Source organism: Cetobacterium sp. ZOR0034, from assembly GCF_000799075.1.
Classification (GTDB): Bacteria; Fusobacteriota; Fusobacteriia; order Fusobacteriales; family Fusobacteriaceae; genus Cetobacterium_A.
This window is the reverse complement of record NZ_JTLI01000035.1, coordinates 35,560-52,680: the sequence shown is the minus strand read 5'-3', so window position 1 is coordinate 52,680 and position 17,121 is coordinate 35,560. Positions and strand designations below refer to the sequence as shown.

Genomic DNA, 17,121 nt, shown 5'->3' with positions numbered 1-17,121 from the left:
TGGCTGGGGTGGCTGGATTCGAACCAACGCATGACGGAGTCAAAGTCCGTTGCCTTACCGCTTGGCGACACCCCAACATCGCTAAAATAATATCATTTTTTTTTTAACTTGTCAATGATTTTTTTATTCTTCTACAATTTCTTCTACTACTACTGATACTGGCTCTTGCGACATAACCTCTTTATACTTAGCTATAACAGAGTCTGTTATATCCTTTCTAAGTTCTGGTGTAATTGGATGAGCTATATCCTTATATTCACCATCAGGCATTTTTCTCGAAGGCATAGCAACAAACATTCCTTTTTGACCATCAATTACTTTTAATCCATGAATTACAAAGCACTCTTCAAAAGTAACATCTGCATAAGCTTTTAACTTAAGTTCGTTTTCATTTTTTACTGTTCTCAATCTTACATCTGTAATTTTCATTCTAAATGCACCTTCCTTACGTTTTAGTAGTTTTATTTAAAATTGCAGAGAAAGACCTCGCAATCATTAAATCTGTATTTTATGTTACTAAATCTTTGATCAATATCCTTTATCAAAAATGCGTAATAAGCGCTTCCGCTTCCTGACATAAAAAAGTTTAAATCTTCTACTTCTAACAATCTCTTTTTAAAATCTTTTAGGTTTTTATCAGATTTTAAAAGTGCTTCTTCTAAATTATTTTCTATATTTTCTTCAATTAATTCCAATTTATTATTTTTTAAACCTTCTACTATTAAATCTATATTTGCTACTTTAAGAGTTCGAAGATTCTTTAGCTGCTTATATGCTTCTATTGTAGAAACACCAAACGGAGGTTTTATAATAACTAAAGATGTTTTCAAATTATTCTCTATCTTCAGTAATTGCTCTCCTATCCCTCCAACTCTTGAAGGGATATTCGATATAAAAAATGGAATATCAGCTCCTATTTCCTTTCCCAATTCGATTAATTCATTTAAATCTAAAGGGTTTTTATGATAGTTATTTAAAAAATTTAAAAACGTTGCTCCGTTAGAACTACCACCACCTAAACCTGCTTGATGTGGAATATGTTTTTCTAGATAAACCTCTATTCCTAAAGGAGATAGCTTAGTTTTCTCATAAAATTTTTTATATATTTTATAAAGAATATTACTTTCATCAACAGGAATATCCTTTTTATTTGTTTTTATTTTTAATTTATCAAGTTCATCAATTACTTTCACTCTTAACTTATCAGACAAAGTTATTGGTAACATAGTCATATCTAAAAGATGATATCCATTTTCTAATTTACCTACTATATTTAATCCAATATTTATTTTAGCATTCGATTCAAGTTCATACACTTGCATTAAAATATATCCTCCTCACCATCTAAATCAATAACAATTCCTTTGCTATCTAAAACTTGAACCAATTCCGATGTTTTACTTTTTGAAACATTTCCTTCTGGAACTTCTAAAATTCTAAATTTAAAATATCTATTATAGTATTCTAATTCTAATTCCATTCCAACTTTTACTTCTGTACTAGCTTTAGCTACTTTTCCATTCAACTTAGCTTTTCCACCATCAACAACTATTTTTGCTACTGGTCTTCTCTTTATTATTCTACTCACTTTTAAAAACTTATCTAATCTCATTACTATACCATCCTTTTACCGTAATATTATATATACCCTATTTTTTTCATATGTCAAGAGCTTAAAAAGATATTTTTATTTTTTAGCCTCTTCCCAAATCCTATCCATCTCTTCTAAAGTAGCATTTTCCAAATCACAATTTTCTTCAACGTATCTAAATCGTTTTTCAAACTTAGCTGATGCTGCATTCAAACATGTCTCTGGATTCACTCCTAAATGTCTTGATAAATTTACTAAAGCAAAGAATAAATCTCCTAGTTCCTCCTGTGCTTTCTCTTTATTTCCAACCATTATCTCGTCTCTCAATTCATCGATCTCTTCTTCAACCTTATCTATTACACCATGAACTTCTGGCCAATCAAATCCAACTTTCGAAGCTTTTTTTTGCAATTTTTCAGCTTTTAATAAAGCTGGTAATCCCTTTGGAACTCCATCTAAAATTGATTTTCTATCTTTGTGCTCTTTTTCTTCCTTTTTTATCTTTTCCCAATTTACTAAAACCTCATCAGATGTTTTAATATCACTTAATTCACCAAAAACATGTGGATGCCTTCTTATCATTTTTTCTGAAATAGCTTGAACCACATCCTCTATTGAGAACTCACCTTTTTCATCGCAGATATTTGATTGAAAAACTACCTGAAGTAAAAGATCTCCTAATTCTCCCATCAGCTTATCTCCACCCTCGTCCATAGCTTCTAAAACTTCATATGTTTCTTCTAAAAGATGGGGCTTTAAACTTTCCAAAGTTTGTTCTCTATCCCAAGGACATCCATCTGGTGCCCTCAATTTTTTTATAATTTCAACTAACTCATCAAATTTTTGCATTTTACTCTTCATCTCCTCTATACCAGTATAAAAACTCTAAAATATCTTTATTTGAATAAAGACCACCATCCTTTTGAGAATAACGAGCTTCTTTCTCTTCAATAAGTTTCATCAATTTCTCAAAGTTTACAAAATTATTATCAAATTTATAGAAAACCTCATTATCATTTTTTTGAATCTCTTTTATTTTCAACTCTTTGGCTAGTAATTTTATTTCTAAATATTTTAATAAGTTTAGAACCTCTTCTGGTTCATCACCAAATCTATCTTTTAATTCTAATTTTATTTCTTTTAAATCATCTAGATTTCTAATGTCAACTAATCTTCTATAAATAACTAATCTTTCATCACCTTCGATATAATCTTTAGGAAGATACGATTCCTCATTTAAATTTATTTTTGTTTCAAATTCCTCTTGATAATCACCTTTCACACGAGATATTTCCTCTTGCAATAACTTAGTATATAGATTATATCCGAAAGTTTCTAGTGCACCATGTTGTTTATCACCTAAAATTTCTCCTGCTCCCCTAATTCTCATATCTTCTAAAGAAAGTTTAAATCCACCTCCAAATTCACCAATTTCCTTTAAACTCTCTTTTCTTTCAGAAGCTTTCTTTCCCATCTTTTTATCTTTATCTATAATCAAATAACAATAACCTTTTCTCTTTCCTCTACCTACACGCCCTCTCAGTTGATAGACCTGCGATAATCCTAATTTATCAATTCCTTCAATCAATATAGTATTAGCATTTTCTATATCAATTCCATTTTCTATAATAGTCGTACTTAAAAGAATATCTATGTCTCCATCTTGAAATTTTCTAAGTCTTTCTTTTATATTTTTGGGAGACATCTTTCCGTGAATATAATCTATTGTTACAAACTTAGGAAGTATTTTCTTTAAATCATTCAATTTATCTTCTATTCTTTTCACACGATTAAATATATAGAAAACTTGCCCTTCACGAGCAATCTCTTTCATTATAGATTCTCTGATATCTTTTTTATTATCATTTATAAAAGTTGTTTCTACAGGGACTCTGCCTTCTGGTGCAGTTTCAATTACCGATATATCTCTAATACCCAATAAGGCATAATTCAACGTTCTTGGAATTGGAGTAGCTGTTAACGTCAACATATCTACATTTGTTTTCATTTTTTTTAATCTCTCTTTATCTTTAACTCCAAATTTTTGCTCTTCGTCAACTATTACTAAGCCTAAATTTTTAAATTTTAAATCTCCAGATAAAACTCTGTGAGTTCCAATCACAATATCAATACTTCCTGATTCTAATCTTTTTAGTATCTCCTTTTGTTCTTTATCTCCACTTAATCTACTTAAAAGTTCAAGAGTAATCGGATAATCTTTATATCGCTCCACAAATCTTTCATAATGTTGCTGAGCTAGAACTGTTGTTGGTGCTACAATCAAAACCTGTTTTCCATCCATAACACATTTAAAAGCTGCTCTAATAGCTACCTCTGTCTTACCATAACCTACATCTCCACATACAATTCTATCCATCACTCTAGAAGATTCCATATCTCTTTTTACATCTTCTATTGCATTTTTTTGATCTTTTGTTTCTATATAGGGGAACTTTTCTTCAAATTCCTCTTGCCAAACTGTATCTGCTGAAAATTTATAACCTGTATTTAAAGCTCTTCTTGCTTGAATCTCAACAATTTCTTTTGCAAATTTAAGCATATCCTCTTCTAATTTTTCTCTTCGTCTTTTAAATCCTCTTCTTCCTAAATTATAAAGTTCTGGTGTTTTTCCTGGATTTACTAAAAATCTTTCTATTTTATTTAGTCCTTCAATTGGGACAAACAATTTATCCTCATCTGCATATCTTATGGCTAAGTGATCTTTTCCATTTATCTCTTGAATTCCTAAGTAAAGACCTACACCATAGTTTTCATGAATTATATAATCGCCTTCTCGAATTTGAGATATATTTTCATATTTTATACCATCTTTTTTATTTTGAACTTTAACTCTTTCTGTATCTCCTTCACTTTTTAAAACATCTATCTTTATGCATCTGTTTTGAATTTTTTCATATAAACTTCTTAACTCATCTTCATTATCTCTTTCTCGAATAATTAGTTCTTCTAATTTATATTTTATAATCTCATTATTTTCTAAAAACATCTCAACTTCATTATCTTTTTTAAAATTATTCAAAATTTCTAAAAAATTTAATTTTTCAAAATTATTTTTGTTTATATACATATTTATATTTGATATCTTCTCAAAACTTTTTTGATCTAAAATTGAGAAATGTGTTATTCTATCTATTTCATCTCCAAAAAATTCTAATCTTACTGGATTTTCACCATTTAAAGGAAAAATATCAATAATATCTCCCCTAACAGAAAATTCCAATCTCTTTTGAACCAAATAATTTTTTTGATATCCATTCTTTTCTAAAGTATCTATCAGGTCTTTTCTACTTAACCCTACACCTAATTTTAAGTTTAAGACATTAGTATTTAAAGAATATTTTTTTATCAATCCTTCCAATGACATTAAAATTATAATTTTTTCTTTTTTAGCCATTTTTTCTAACAATTCGTAATTAACTCTATAGTATTCATTTTCATCTTGTAAATCTGAAAGTTTTACTATATTTTTTTCATGGTCTTTTATATTATCAAAATAGATGTCTATATTTTTATTAGATGAACCTATATAAACAACACTATTTTTTTTATCTATTAAAAATTGAGAAATATCTTTTCTAAACATAAATTCCTCCCACTTTCCTTCTATTACTTTATTATACATTATTTATTATAAATTAAAAGAAAAAGAGATCAGACGACTCTGACCTCTTTTATGTATGTAAATTAAATTAACTAAGAGCTTGATTATGCAAAGAATCCAAATATCATCGAACCTAGGATAAGCATCATTGCTCCTCCTACTCTTGATGAAATTTGTGCGAAAGATATTAGTTCCATTCTATCAGCAGCTCCTAAAACCGCGATATCTCCAGATCCACCTCTATTAGCCATACAAAGTCCTGCTGTAATAGCTGCTTCTACTGGGTAGAACTTCATTTTTTTAGACATTAACATTATAAATAAAACTGCTCCTAAAACAATTGCCATTGCTATTGCAACGTTAGCTATTGATAAAGAGTTTATAATTTCTCTTACATCTGTTCCAAATCCTACTGCACCCATAAGTATCCAAATTGTGTACTTAGAGAAGAATGTTTGTACATTCTTTGCTCCAGCTTTTAAAGGTGCTGGAACTACATCTAAAACATTTAAAATGATTGAGTATATTACTAGGAATGCTAATCTGTGCATTTCAAACGGTAAGTTTAAAGATGACCAGATAACCCCAGAAATATGTGAGAATATGAATAATACTCCTGTAAATACTAGTGCAGCGGCAAATTCTTTTTGTCCAACTTCTACTTTCGGACCAGCTTCCTCTTTTATAGCTTCTTTCGAATCATCTAGTATTAAATTACCAAAACCAGTTAATGATGGATGTTTCTTTCCAATCTCTTTTAATAAAGCACCTGTAAATATAGCAATAACGTTAGCTATTGTTAATATTGAGATTGCAAAAGCAAACCAATCTTTTGGATTTCCACCTGTTTTTTGAGCCCACATCTCAGACATAGGTATTGCTCCTGCTCCAGTTCCTCCACCCATTATAGGTAATACATAATTCATTAAGATATCTAAAGGTTCTTTTCCAAATAGGAATCCTACTAAAATACCACCAACACTTGCTCCTAATACTCCGATTAAAATTAACGGAATATATCCTGCTATTGATTGAAGTAATGTTTTTCTGTTTACAGTTAAAACAGATCCTACTATCAGAGCTGGTATAAATAACTCTAAGAAGTTAACCGGTTGCTCACCATAGAAAACATCAATTGATTTTAAAACTTTAGCTGGAATCATATTATAAGTTCCCATAACTGCAGAAGTAAAGAATACTAAAACTGTCCCTCCACCGATATAGTCATTCCAAATTGGAATTCTGTCTCCAATCTCACCAAATAAAATACCAAATACTGCTAAAATTGTGAAAACTGTTAAAAAGTTTCCTCTTAAAAAAGCAGCTTCCTTTCCACCGAAAGGTACATAAACTACTAACGCCACTACTGCCAATAGTGCCAAGAACATTTGAACTGATAATCCACTCCACTTTGTCTGTTTTGGGTCAAACAGTTCTTTGAAATTTTTTTGTGCCATGTTTTTCTCCCCTTATTTCATTATTATATATGTTAATTGAAATTTATTTTATACCCTACTATCTTTTTATTTTTCTAACAACGTCAATTATACTTCCATCTCTATACTCAACAACTGCTACAACTTGATCTTCAAACTCAATCTCTTTTGGTTCTCCAACGATATAGTTTGCTAGCTCTCTTAACTTCTCCATAGTTACTAGTTCAATTCCTGCTTTCTCGAATCTCTCTAATAAATCTGTTCTAGTTGGATTTACAACCACTCCGTAGTCTGTTACAACCACATCTACTGTACTTCCTGGAGTTACTACAGTTGTTACTTTATCAATTATTGTAGGAATTCTTCCTCTTGTTAATGGAGCTACTATTATTGATACATTTGCTGCTGCTGCTGTATCTGAGTGTCCCCCTGAAGCTTCTCTGATTACTCCGTCAGAACCAGAGATTACATTAACGTTGAAATCTTTATCTACTTCTAGAGCACTTAAAATTACAAAGTCTAACTTATTTACAGCTGGTGATGCATTAAATGGATTTGCATAGAAATCTGCACTTACTTCTACATGTTTTTCATTTCTTCCAATCGATTCAACTGCTGCTAAGTCAAAGCATTGTGTATCATAAAGTTGTCCCATTAGACCTTCTTCTAATAAGTCAACAAAGGCTTTTGTAATTCCACCTAATCCAAAGCTACACTTTATATTCTTTTTTATTAATTCTTCTCTTATAAATCTTGTAACTGCTAATGAGGCTCCTCCTGAACCTGTTTGCATAGAGAATCCATCGTTAAAATATCCTGATGCCAACATTACATCTAAAACTTTTTTAGCCATCAATAACTCTTTTGGATTTGATGTAAATCTTGTTGCTCCAGACATAATTCCATTTGGATCTCCAATCTCATCAACTACAACTACGTAGTCAACTTGAGTTTGAGGAATACTCATTGGACTATTTGGATAATCAACTAAAGTATCAGTTATTATAACTACTTTATCTGCATGTGCAGCATCTACTTTTGCATAACCTAAAGATCCACATAGTGATTTTCCTTTAACTCCATTTGCATTTCCCATACAGTCTGCTGATGATGCACCTAAGAATGCAACGTCTATCTTTATATCTCCCTCTACGATAGCTCTTGCTCTTCCACCGTGAGATCTTATAACTGCTGGATAGTCTCCTAACATTCCATCCGATATCTCTTTTGCTAGGTCACCTCTTAATCCACTCGAACCTAATCTATTTACTACTCCAGCTTTAATATGTTTTACAATACCTTCATGAGCTTTTGTGAACGAACTTGCTTCAACTCTAAGATTTTTGAATCCCATCTCAGCTAATTTATCTAAAACCATCGGTAAAACTTTATCTCCATTTCTAAAATGGTGGTGGAAAGAGATTGTCATTCCATCTTTCAATCCTGATTTTTTTATAGCTTCCTCTAATGAATCTACAACTTTAGTTCTTTTTACAGTTCCCTTTAAGCTTTCTGCATCTTCATTGATCGACCCTTCAGGTTGATAAGCAAATGGAGAGTTATATGCTTTTCTTTCCTCATAACCTTTTATTGTTTTTAAAAGGCTTTCATCAACTCTTTTATTTATCATATTACTCGTCTCCTCCTAATCTTACCCCAGCTGCTTTAGCTAGTCTTAAAACATGTTCAGCTCTTTCAATTATTGGTTTATCTACCATTTTCCCATCTACAGTAAATACTCCTTTATTTTGCTCTAAAGCTTCTCTTGTTGCATCTACAATTTTTTTAGCTTTCTTTATTTCAAGTTCTGAAGGTGTATATACTTTATGTAATAACTCTATTTGTCTTGGATGAATCAGTGATTTTCCAGAGAATCCCATTTGTTTTATCATTGTAGCTTCTCTTGTAAATCCTTCGTCATTATTTACATCTGCATAAACTGAATCTAAGGCATCTATTCCTGCTGCTCTAGCTGCCATTACGATCAGTCCTCTTCCTGTAAATAACTCTACACCTTCTGGAGATCTATTAGTTTTTAAGTTAGTAACATAGTCCTCTCCACCGATAGCCATTCCAACTAATCTGCTTGAAGAAGTTGCTATTTGGTAAGCATTTAAAGCTCCTAATGGACTTTCAATTGCAACCATTAACTTTGTTGTTCCAACAGGAATTCCCGCTTCTTTTTCGATTCTTTCCACATGTGCTTCAACATCTAAAACATCTTTTGGTGTATCTGTTTTAGGGATTCTTATTATATCCGGTTGAGCTCTTACAATAAACTCTAAATCTTCTACTCCAAATTCAGTGTCTAATGCATTTATTCTTACAACTGTCTCAATATTTAAACTTTTGTATATTGGTCTCATCTTTTGTAACATGTTGTAAACTAGGAATCTAGCTGAGTCTTTCTCTGTTATAGCAATTGCATCCTCTAGGTCAAACATTATTGAATCTGGTCTATAAATATGTACATCTTTTATTACTCCTGGATTATTTCCCGGAATAAAAAGCATCGAACGTCTTAATTTCATTTTTTCCTCCTACTACCAAGTGAATTTTTGTTGAGCTGCTCTTGTAACAACTGTTTGGATTCTGCTTTTGATTACAGGCTCAATAGCCCCTTTATCATTTACTAATACTTTTGCTGAAGTAACCCCTAACTCTTCTAAAGATTCTAAAATTACTCTTCTAACATCATCTCCATATTGCCCCATTACAACGCTTTCAATTTCTAATTCAATTCCTGTAGCATTTGGCTCGATTATTACATACATATCACTCGATTCAAGAGTTCCTGCCACTGCTTTTACTTTGATCTCCATTTCCTGGCCTCCAATTTTTTTAATTATTTAAACATAGCTAGTAACACACCTGCTGCTACTGCTGACCCTATAACTCCTGCTACGTTAGGTCCCATTGCATGCATCAGTAAGAAGTTACTTGGATTTTCCTCTTGTCCTACTTTTTGAACTACTCTTGCCGCCATAGGTACAGCACTTACTCCTGCTGCTCCTATCATCGGATTGATTGTACCTTTGCTAAGTTTACACATAACTTTTCCAAAGATTACTCCTCCTGCAGTTCCAAATGCAAACGCGAAAAGTCCTAATACTATTATCTTTATTGTTGCTAAATTTAAAAATGCTTCTGCATTTGTTGTCGCTCCAACTGTCAATCCAATAAATATTGTGATTACATACATTAAAGCTCCCTTTATATGCTCTACTAAGTTAGGAACTAATCCACTTTCCTTAGCTAAGTTTCCAAACATTAGCATTCCTACTAAAGGTATTGCTGATGGAATTATTAATGTTACTACTATTGTTACTACTATTGGGAATAAGATTTTCTCTCTTTTACTTACAGTTCTAAGTTGAGTCATTTTTATCTGTCTTTCCTCTTTCGTTGTAAATAATCTAATAATAGGTGGTTGAATTACTGGTACTAGTGCCATGTATGAATATGCTGCTACCGCTATTGGTCCTAACATATGTGGTGCTAACTTTGATGTTAAATAGATAGCTGTTGGTCCATCTGCTCCACCTATAATTCCGATAGATGCTGCTTCGTTTCCAGTCATTCCCATTGCAACTGCACCTACGAACGCTCCAAATATACCTAATTGTGCCGCTGCTCCAAGAAGTAAACTCTTAGGATTAGCAATTAATGGACCGAAGTCTGTACTTGCTCCTATCGCTAAGAAGATTAGAGGAGGATAAACTCCATACTTTACTCCTGCATATAAAATATTTAAAAGTCCATTTTTATCCATTATTCCTTCACTCACTGGTGCTGGTAAATTTACCAATAACATTCCAAAAGCTATTGGAAGTAATAGATAAGGTTCATACTGCTTTTTTATTGCTAAAAACAATAGGAATAACGCAACTAAAATCATAATACCTTGATTCATAGTCATCATTGCAATTCCTGTTGTTGAAAATAGATTACTTAAAAACTCCATTTTAACTCCTTTCGACTTTATTATTTTGATTAAGCTATTGTTACTACTACTGTTCCACCGTCTACTGTGTCACCTTTATTTACAGTTATTGATTGAACAACTCCATTTACTGGTGAAACAATTGGATTTTCCATTTTCATAGCTTCTAATACTAATAAAGTATCTCCAGCTTTTACGTTTGCTCCTACAGTTACATCTACAGATACAACTAAACCTTGCATAGGTGCCTCAACTTTTGTACCATTTCCTGCTGGTACTGATGCCACTGCAGCTGGTGCTGGCGTTGAAGATGTTGGTGCTGATATTGTTCCGTTAACCTCTGTTACTGATTCTACTTCTACCTCGTATACTTTTTCTCCAATTTTAACTTTATATACTTTTATCATTTTTATTACACTCCTATTAGTTTAATTCTTTTATTCCTACAACTCTTATATTGGCATCCTTATCTTCTCCAGCTGCCTCTATACATGCTACCATCATAGCTACTCTCATCTCTTCGCTTGTTATCTTTGATGGATCAAACTTTTCTCTTTCTACCTTTGCTGGTGTTACTGCTGGTGTAGCTTTTTTTACCTCTACCGCTTTCTCTGCTGGAATATATTTAAACAGTGAAAGAACGAAAGCTAATATTGCTAATATTGTAAATACAACAAGCATACTTATTAACGTTATTTCAAGAGCTATCATAAGCGTTATTGCGTCTTTAAACATTCTTATAAATCATTCTCCTTTCAACTAAAATACTATATTTATACTTCTATATTCTTTTTCTACTTTTGGTTTATCTCTATTCTCTAAGTAAGGTCTAGCTATTTGTGGGAACATAGCATACATTAGAACATCTTCAGGAGATTTTGCTAAATCGCCAATCTCTCTTTTTATCTCGTCATATTCTGGCTTTAGAAGGTCTGCTGGTCTTCCTGTGAAAACAGCTTCATCTCCAATTATTTTTTTCTTTACCTCTTCTGACATTGGAGCTGGTGATTTTCCATAAAGACCTTTTACATAATCCTTAATCTCTTTTGGTACCATCTTATATCTTTCTCCAGTCAATACATTAAATACCGCTTGAGTTCCAACCATTTGACTAAGTGGCGTAACTAGTGGAGGGAATCCTAAGTCCTCTCTTACTCTTGGAATCTCTTTTAGTACATCTTCATATTTATCAGCAGCTTTTTGCGCTGTAAGTTGAGATACTAAGTTTGATAACATTCCACCAGGTAGTTGATATTCTAAAATGCTTGGCTCAACGAAGTAAGCTTGCATATTTAAAACTTTCTCATCTACATATTTTTTTCTAATTGGTTTGAAGTATTCTGCAATCTCTTTTAAAAGTGTTAAATTTAACTCTGGGTCTCTTTCTCCACCTTCAAAAGTTCTAACCATAGATTCTGTTGCTGGCTGTGCTGTTCCTCCTGCAAAAGTAGATATCCCTGTATCAATAATATCAATTCCAGCATCTACAGCTCTTAGGTATAACATACTTGCTATTCCACTTGTAGCATGAGTATGTAACTCTAAAGGAACATTTAAAACAGACTTTAACTCTTTTACTAGGTTGTATCCTGTTTCAGGAAGAAGTATTCCAGCCATATCTTTTATTACAATTGAGTCTGCTCCCATAGCTTCCATCTCTTTAGCTAACTCTTTATAGTACTCTGTTGTATGAACAGGACTTATTGTATAAGCTATTGAAAGTTGGCAATGTCCTCCATATTTTTTAGTTGCTTCAGCAGCAACTTTTAAGTTTCTTGTATCATTAAGTGCATCGAATATTCTGATTATATCGATACCATTTTCAATTGATTTTTTTACAAACTCTTCAACTATATCATCTGCATAGTGTCTGTATCCTAAAAGGTTTTGACCTCTTAAAAGCATTTGTAGTTTTGTTTTTTTAGCTCTTTTCTTGATTTCTCTAAGTCTTTCCCAAGGGTCTTCATTTAAGAATCTAATACAAGCATCAAAAGTGGCTCCTCCCCAAACTTCTAAAGCATGATATCCAACTTCATCCATCTTCTCAACAATTGGAAGGATTTCAGCAGTTGTCAATCTTGTTGCTATTAGAGATTGGTGTCCATCTCTTAGACAAGTTTCCGTTATTTTAACCTTATTTTTCAAAATATCCTCCTCGGCATTCAGTGTCCCGTATTCTGTATACAATTTTATATTTACAATACAGTATACAACATTTTTCATATTTGTCAAATTATTTTTCTATCTTTAATCCTATAAAAAATATAATTTTAGTACAGTGTGACCTACTTTTCCAAAAAAAAATCAGAATTTCTTCTGATTTTTAACTTTCAACCTGCTTTATTAAAAACTCTTTAGCTTCTAGCAAGTGTTTTCTATTAACTTCAATCGCTTCATGCTTTTTTCCACTTTTTATTAATTCTACTATTTTCATATGATCAGCATGTGCACTTAATCTTCTTTCATTATTCTCAGCAGATATCTTTCTAAACTTTTTTAGATATAAGTTCAAATTATTTATTAGATGAATAACTCTTGGTAAATCAGAAATTGCATATAAAATCTTATTAAATTCTGAGAAATATTTAAATACTTCTAAACATTTAACTTCATCATTTACTATTGCATCTGCCTTATATATATTCTCCTCTAATTTTTTAATATCTTCTAAAGTAACTTTTTCAAATAACTCTTCAAATATAACTGTTTCTAAAGCTATTCTTATTTTAACAACCTCTTCAACATCTTTTTTAGTAGTTTTGGGAACTGTTACTCCACCTTTTTCTCTAGCTTCTACAAGCCCTTCTAACTCTAACATTCTAAGAGCTTCTCTAAGGGGTGTTCTGCTTATATTTAATCTTTCAGCATATTCTTCTTCTACTATCCTGCTCCCTTCTTTTATGTTTCCATTTACAATCTCATCTTTTAAATAATCATATACTTGTTCACGGATTGATTTTTTTTTCTTTATAACCATTATATTCCCCTTCTTTTTAACTCGTCGTAAATCACACTAATTTATCCATTCAATTATACTATTCATATATTTAATACAAAAATAATCTTTAGGCTTTATTATATCACAAATAATTTTTTATTACCTATTTTTTTCTATGACGACTAGAGGGTATTCCCAGTTCATCTCTATATTTAGCTATTGTTCTTCTTTGAATCATAACACCTCTATTGCAGAGTTCTTTCAATATTTTTTCATCTGATAAAGGATTTTTTTTATTTTCCAAATCTATAATTTCTAATATTTGATTCTTTATATATTGATTTTTTTCATCTAAAACTATATATTTTTTTAGACTCTCGATTCTACTACCACTTTTTAAAAACTTATCCTTTATAGCTCTTGATATTGTTGATTCATGTAAATCTAATTCGTAAGCAATATCTTTTATTTTTAAGGTTTTTAATGGAGCATTTCTTAATATAAAATCTTTTTGATAATTTAAAATATAATTACTTACTTTTAAAAGTGTTTTTTGTCTTTTTTGAATACTTCTTTCTAATGTTAAAGCTAAATTATAGCTTTGTTTATCATCTGTTCTTACTTTAATTTTTGGGATTTCCTCTTCATTTAAAGTTATTATAATCTCATCAGCTATTATATCTAGATTAATATCTGGTATGATGTATTTCGTTTTTTTATTTACATAGTATCCTCTTGCTGGTTTCGGATTCAAGGTTTTTATTACCTCTATGTATCTTTTTAGAGTAGACATATCAATCTCTCTTTCTAAACAGATTTTATTCAAATTTGTATTGGCTATATCTTCTAAATTCTTTTCAAGAATTTCCTCTATTTTTCTTTCTTTTATTCCTCTGTTTAAAAGTTGTATTTTTAAACAATCGATAAGATCAAAAGCTCCTACTCCAATTGGATCTAACTTTCTTAAAATACTTAAGCTCTCTTTAAAAACAACACTTTTATATCCCCCATCTTTTCTTAACTCTTCCAAGGAACCATCTAAATAACCACGTTCATCTAAATTATTTATTAAATATTCTAAAATATTTTTTATCTCTTTTGATAAAGTTAAATAACTAATCTGTTCCTCTAAAAAATCTATTAAACTCTCTTCTGAATCCGATATGTTTTCTAAATAGGTTTCTACTTCAGTAGATTTTGATTTTATCTGCTTTGGATAAACTATCTCAATTCCTGGATATTTCTCCTCTTTTTCTTTCAAAAATTCTTTTAATTCTTTCAAACTCATTTTTAATATATCAATAGATAACTTCATCTCTAGAGATAAAGCTATTTTCAAACTTTGATCTAATCCCAATTTAAAATCCATAACTTCCCCTTTCTTATAAAAATAGGTAGAGCTTATTAAACTCTACCCAACTCCATGCTACTATTTTCAAATGTTTTTAAATTTAAACTCTTTTTCAAAATGTACTCTTATATTTTTATTTTTATATTGAATTGGTTTAAATCTCCATTGATTGAGTGCCTTTTCTACTTCCTCTTTAAATCCAAATTTTTGTTCACCTGATAAAAACTCTATATTTTTTACACTACCGTCAACATCTACAAGAAATTTCACCCTAATTATTCCAATACCTTTATAACCTGATTTTTTAGCTCTAATGGGATATTTAGGATCAACCTCTTTTAATATTTCATACTCTATTCCTTCTAAAGAAATTGCAGTAAATACTCCATCTTCCCCTTGTAAAAATCTATTATTATCTTGAAATTCATTATATTGTACCTCTTTTTTAGGCGATTCTATCTTTTTAACTTTGGCTTTTTCTACCTCTTTTATAACTTTATTTTCTTGTTTTTTTTCTTGTTTTTTTTGTATTATCTTCTCATCGTTTTTTTTAGCTTCACTTTCTATCTCAGATGCAATGTTTTTAGGTTTTGAACTAGCTTCTGTGTTATTACTTATAGCTCTATTATTTCTCACGGATACAACTATATTTTTTTTCTCTTTAAATTTTATCTCTTCCTCTGTAGTGAGAAATAAAAACATACCTACTACTAAAGTATGTAAAACTGCTGATAAAATATAAAATTTATTCATTAAAATTCAGCTCCACTTTATCTATTCCTATATCTTTTAATTTAGCAATAGCTTTAACTACAACTTCATATCTTAAATCTTTATCTGCACTAATTGTTATCTCTTTTACATTCTTAAGTTTCTCAGATAGATTCTCTAACATTATTTCAGTTGAAATTTTATCTACTGAAATATAATATTTTTCATCTTTATCTATAATTAATTCATACTCTAAATTTGAACTCTCTGATATAGCTCCAGATTTTGGAAGCTCCAATTTAAATCCACTATATTTATCAAAAGTTGTAACTAGCATAAAAAATATCAACAATAAAAATACTACATCTATTAGAGGTGTCAAATCTGGAGTAGCTAAACTTCTTTTCTTCGTTCTTCTCTTCATAAATATTACCTCTTTACAATATTTACTATAAATGTTGCTATTTTTTCTACTTCTAAACTCATTTTTTCTATCTTTTTATTAAAAATATTATAAGCTATTATTGATGGGATAGCTATAATTAACCCACCCGCTGTTGTCAATAAAGCCTGTGAAATTCCGCCTGCAATTGCATTAGGATCTCCAGTTCCTGTTACAGCAATTTTTCCAAAAGCCGAAATCATTCCTGTTACAGTTCCTAACAAACCAATCATTGGTGCGGTATAAGCTATTATTCCTAAAATATATGTATTTTTTTCTAAAATATCCATCTCTTCAAGTTCTATCTCTCTCAGCAACTCATCACTATCTTTATAATCTTCCGTTAGGCAATAACGAGTTAAAAATTTAGTTAAAGTTTTTCCAACTACACCTTTCTCTTTTTTTGAAAACTCTATAGCTTCATCATATTTTTTATCTAATAAAAGTTCTTTTATCTCTTTTTTAAACATCAAATCTACCGATGTTTTATTTTTTATAAAACATATTGTTCTCTCTAGTATAATTCCAAGTGAAATCGTTGATAAAAATAATAAAATATATAAAATAGGCCCCCCAGCTTTTAAATCAAATAACATCTAATCTCCTCCGTTTAAAAAATCTATAACTAAAGTATATATTATAGAATTAAAAAGAGCAAGGGATTAGCCTTGCTCTCATAAATTAATTTGCTGTTTTATTTGCTTTTAACATCTCATATCTCATTTTCATTTGCTCTGTTTTCATCTCTGCTTGAATATTAGCTTTATCTTTGTTTATTTTTTCTATGTTTGTAAAGTTTGGAGTCTCTTTTGCCATCTCTTTCATCATCGCTAACTTATTTTCTTGTAATTTTATTCTTCCCTCTTGAAGTTTAGGATTCGTTCTCATTTTCTCTCTCATAGCTAATTTTTCTTCGTTTGTTTGGCATTGATTTGTCATCATTTTTCCACCATTATTTCTCATCATTTCAGAAGACATTTTATGCCCGTTATTTCCTTTTGCCATTGCTACTGTTCCTAACCCTAATGCCATCATCGATACCAATAAAAATTTTTTCATTTCTTATACCTCCTAAGTTTTCTTCGCT

At 30.6% G+C, this 17,121-nt stretch carries 19 protein-coding genes and 1 tRNA gene; all 20 read right to left on the bottom strand.

Annotated features, from left to right (window positions below; genetic code table 11):
• The 20 genes from L992_RS08015 to L992_RS07920 all read right to left on the bottom strand — a co-directional run bounded on the left by L992_RS08015 (position 1) and on the right by L992_RS07920 (position 17,093).
• Positions 1-75: transfer RNA gene (locus L992_RS08015), tRNA-Gln, on the bottom strand.
• A 48-nt stretch (positions 76-123) separates the two neighbouring features.
• Positions 124-429, bottom strand: a complete 306-nt coding sequence (gene spoVG / locus L992_RS08010; protein ID WP_047382757.1) for a septation regulator SpoVG — start codon at positions 427-429, stop codon at positions 124-126.
• A gap of 32 nt (positions 430-461) precedes the next feature.
• Complete coding sequence (gene ispE / locus L992_RS08005; protein WP_047382759.1) at positions 462-1,322, bottom strand: 4-(cytidine 5'-diphospho)-2-C-methyl-D-erythritol kinase; 861 nt, start codon at positions 1,320-1,322, stop codon at positions 462-464.
• Complete coding sequence (locus L992_RS08000; protein WP_047395516.1) at positions 1,322-1,612, bottom strand: RNA-binding S4 domain-containing protein; 291 nt, start codon at positions 1,610-1,612, stop codon at positions 1,322-1,324. The genes ispE and L992_RS08000 overlap by 1 nt, the downstream gene beginning before the upstream one ends.
• A gap of 75 nt (positions 1,613-1,687) precedes the next feature.
• Entirely contained in the window at positions 1,688-2,440 is a 753-nt protein-coding gene (gene mazG, locus L992_RS07995; protein ID WP_047395513.1) for a nucleoside triphosphate pyrophosphohydrolase, read from the bottom strand.
• A gap of 1 nt (position 2,441) precedes the next feature.
• Positions 2,442-5,195: a transcription-repair coupling factor gene (gene mfd, locus L992_RS07990; RefSeq protein WP_047382764.1), complete on the bottom strand. Its 2,754-nt coding sequence runs from the start codon at positions 5,193-5,195 to the stop codon at positions 2,442-2,444.
• A 122-nt stretch (positions 5,196-5,317) separates the two neighbouring features.
• Positions 5,318-6,670 (bottom strand): 2-hydroxycarboxylate transporter family protein, encoded by a 1,353-nt coding sequence (locus L992_RS07985; protein WP_047382765.1) that lies wholly within the window; start codon positions 6,668-6,670, stop codon positions 5,318-5,320.
• Between the two features lie 58 nt (positions 6,671-6,728).
• Positions 6,729-8,279, bottom strand: coding sequence for a citrate lyase subunit alpha (gene citF, locus L992_RS07980; protein ID WP_047382766.1), 1,551 nt, complete (start codon positions 8,277-8,279; stop codon positions 6,729-6,731).
• A 1-nt stretch (position 8,280) separates the two neighbouring features.
• A complete protein-coding gene (locus L992_RS07975) occupies positions 8,281-9,180 on the bottom strand; it encodes an aldolase/citrate lyase family protein (RefSeq protein WP_047395509.1) in 900 nt (299 codons plus the stop codon).
• A gap of 12 nt (positions 9,181-9,192) precedes the next feature.
• On the bottom strand, positions 9,193-9,471 hold the full coding sequence (citD, locus tag L992_RS07970) for a citrate lyase acyl carrier protein (protein WP_047382772.1): 279 nt from the start codon (positions 9,469-9,471) through the stop codon (positions 9,193-9,195).
• Positions 9,472-9,494: 23 nt separating this feature from the next.
• Positions 9,495-10,613: a sodium ion-translocating decarboxylase subunit beta gene (locus tag L992_RS07965; protein ID WP_047382774.1), complete on the bottom strand. Its 1,119-nt coding sequence runs from the start codon at positions 10,611-10,613 to the stop codon at positions 9,495-9,497.
• A gap of 29 nt (positions 10,614-10,642) precedes the next feature.
• Positions 10,643-10,999: a biotin/lipoyl-containing protein gene (locus L992_RS07960; protein ID WP_047395507.1), complete on the bottom strand. Its 357-nt coding sequence runs from the start codon at positions 10,997-10,999 to the stop codon at positions 10,643-10,645.
• A gap of 16 nt (positions 11,000-11,015) precedes the next feature.
• On the bottom strand, positions 11,016-11,327 hold the full coding sequence (locus L992_RS07955) for an OadG family protein (RefSeq protein ID WP_047382778.1): 312 nt from the start codon (positions 11,325-11,327) through the stop codon (positions 11,016-11,018).
• 24 nt (positions 11,328-11,351) lie between these two features.
• A complete protein-coding gene (locus tag L992_RS07950; protein ID WP_047382780.1) occupies positions 11,352-12,737 on the bottom strand; it encodes an oxaloacetate decarboxylase subunit alpha in 1,386 nt (461 codons plus the stop codon).
• A 178-nt stretch (positions 12,738-12,915) separates the two neighbouring features.
• The gene (locus L992_RS07945) at positions 12,916-13,569 is read right to left on the bottom strand and encodes a GntR family transcriptional regulator (RefSeq protein WP_047382782.1); all 654 of its coding nucleotides are present in this window, start codon (positions 13,567-13,569) and stop codon (positions 12,916-12,918) included.
• Positions 13,570-13,693: 124 nt separating this feature from the next.
• Positions 13,694-14,899 (bottom strand): RNA polymerase factor sigma-54, encoded by a 1,206-nt coding sequence (gene rpoN, locus L992_RS07940; protein WP_047395506.1) that lies wholly within the window; start codon positions 14,897-14,899, stop codon positions 13,694-13,696.
• 66 nt (positions 14,900-14,965) lie between these two features.
• Complete coding sequence (locus L992_RS07935) at positions 14,966-15,634, bottom strand: TonB family protein (RefSeq protein WP_052193945.1); 669 nt, start codon at positions 15,632-15,634, stop codon at positions 14,966-14,968.
• Positions 15,627-16,016 (bottom strand): biopolymer transporter ExbD, encoded by a 390-nt coding sequence (locus L992_RS07930; protein WP_047382787.1) that lies wholly within the window; start codon positions 16,014-16,016, stop codon positions 15,627-15,629. Before L992_RS07930 ends, L992_RS07935 begins: the two co-directional genes overlap by 8 nt.
• A 5-nt stretch (positions 16,017-16,021) precedes the next feature.
• Positions 16,022-16,630, bottom strand: coding sequence for a MotA/TolQ/ExbB proton channel family protein (locus tag L992_RS07925; RefSeq protein ID WP_047395505.1), 609 nt, complete (start codon positions 16,628-16,630; stop codon positions 16,022-16,024).
• Between the two features lie 85 nt (positions 16,631-16,715).
• Positions 16,716-17,093 carry a hypothetical protein gene (locus L992_RS07920; protein ID WP_047382791.1) on the bottom strand — a complete coding sequence of 126 codons (378 nt, stop codon included), beginning with the start codon at positions 17,091-17,093 and terminating at the stop codon, positions 16,716-16,718.
• Positions 17,094-17,121 lie beyond the last annotated feature (28 nt).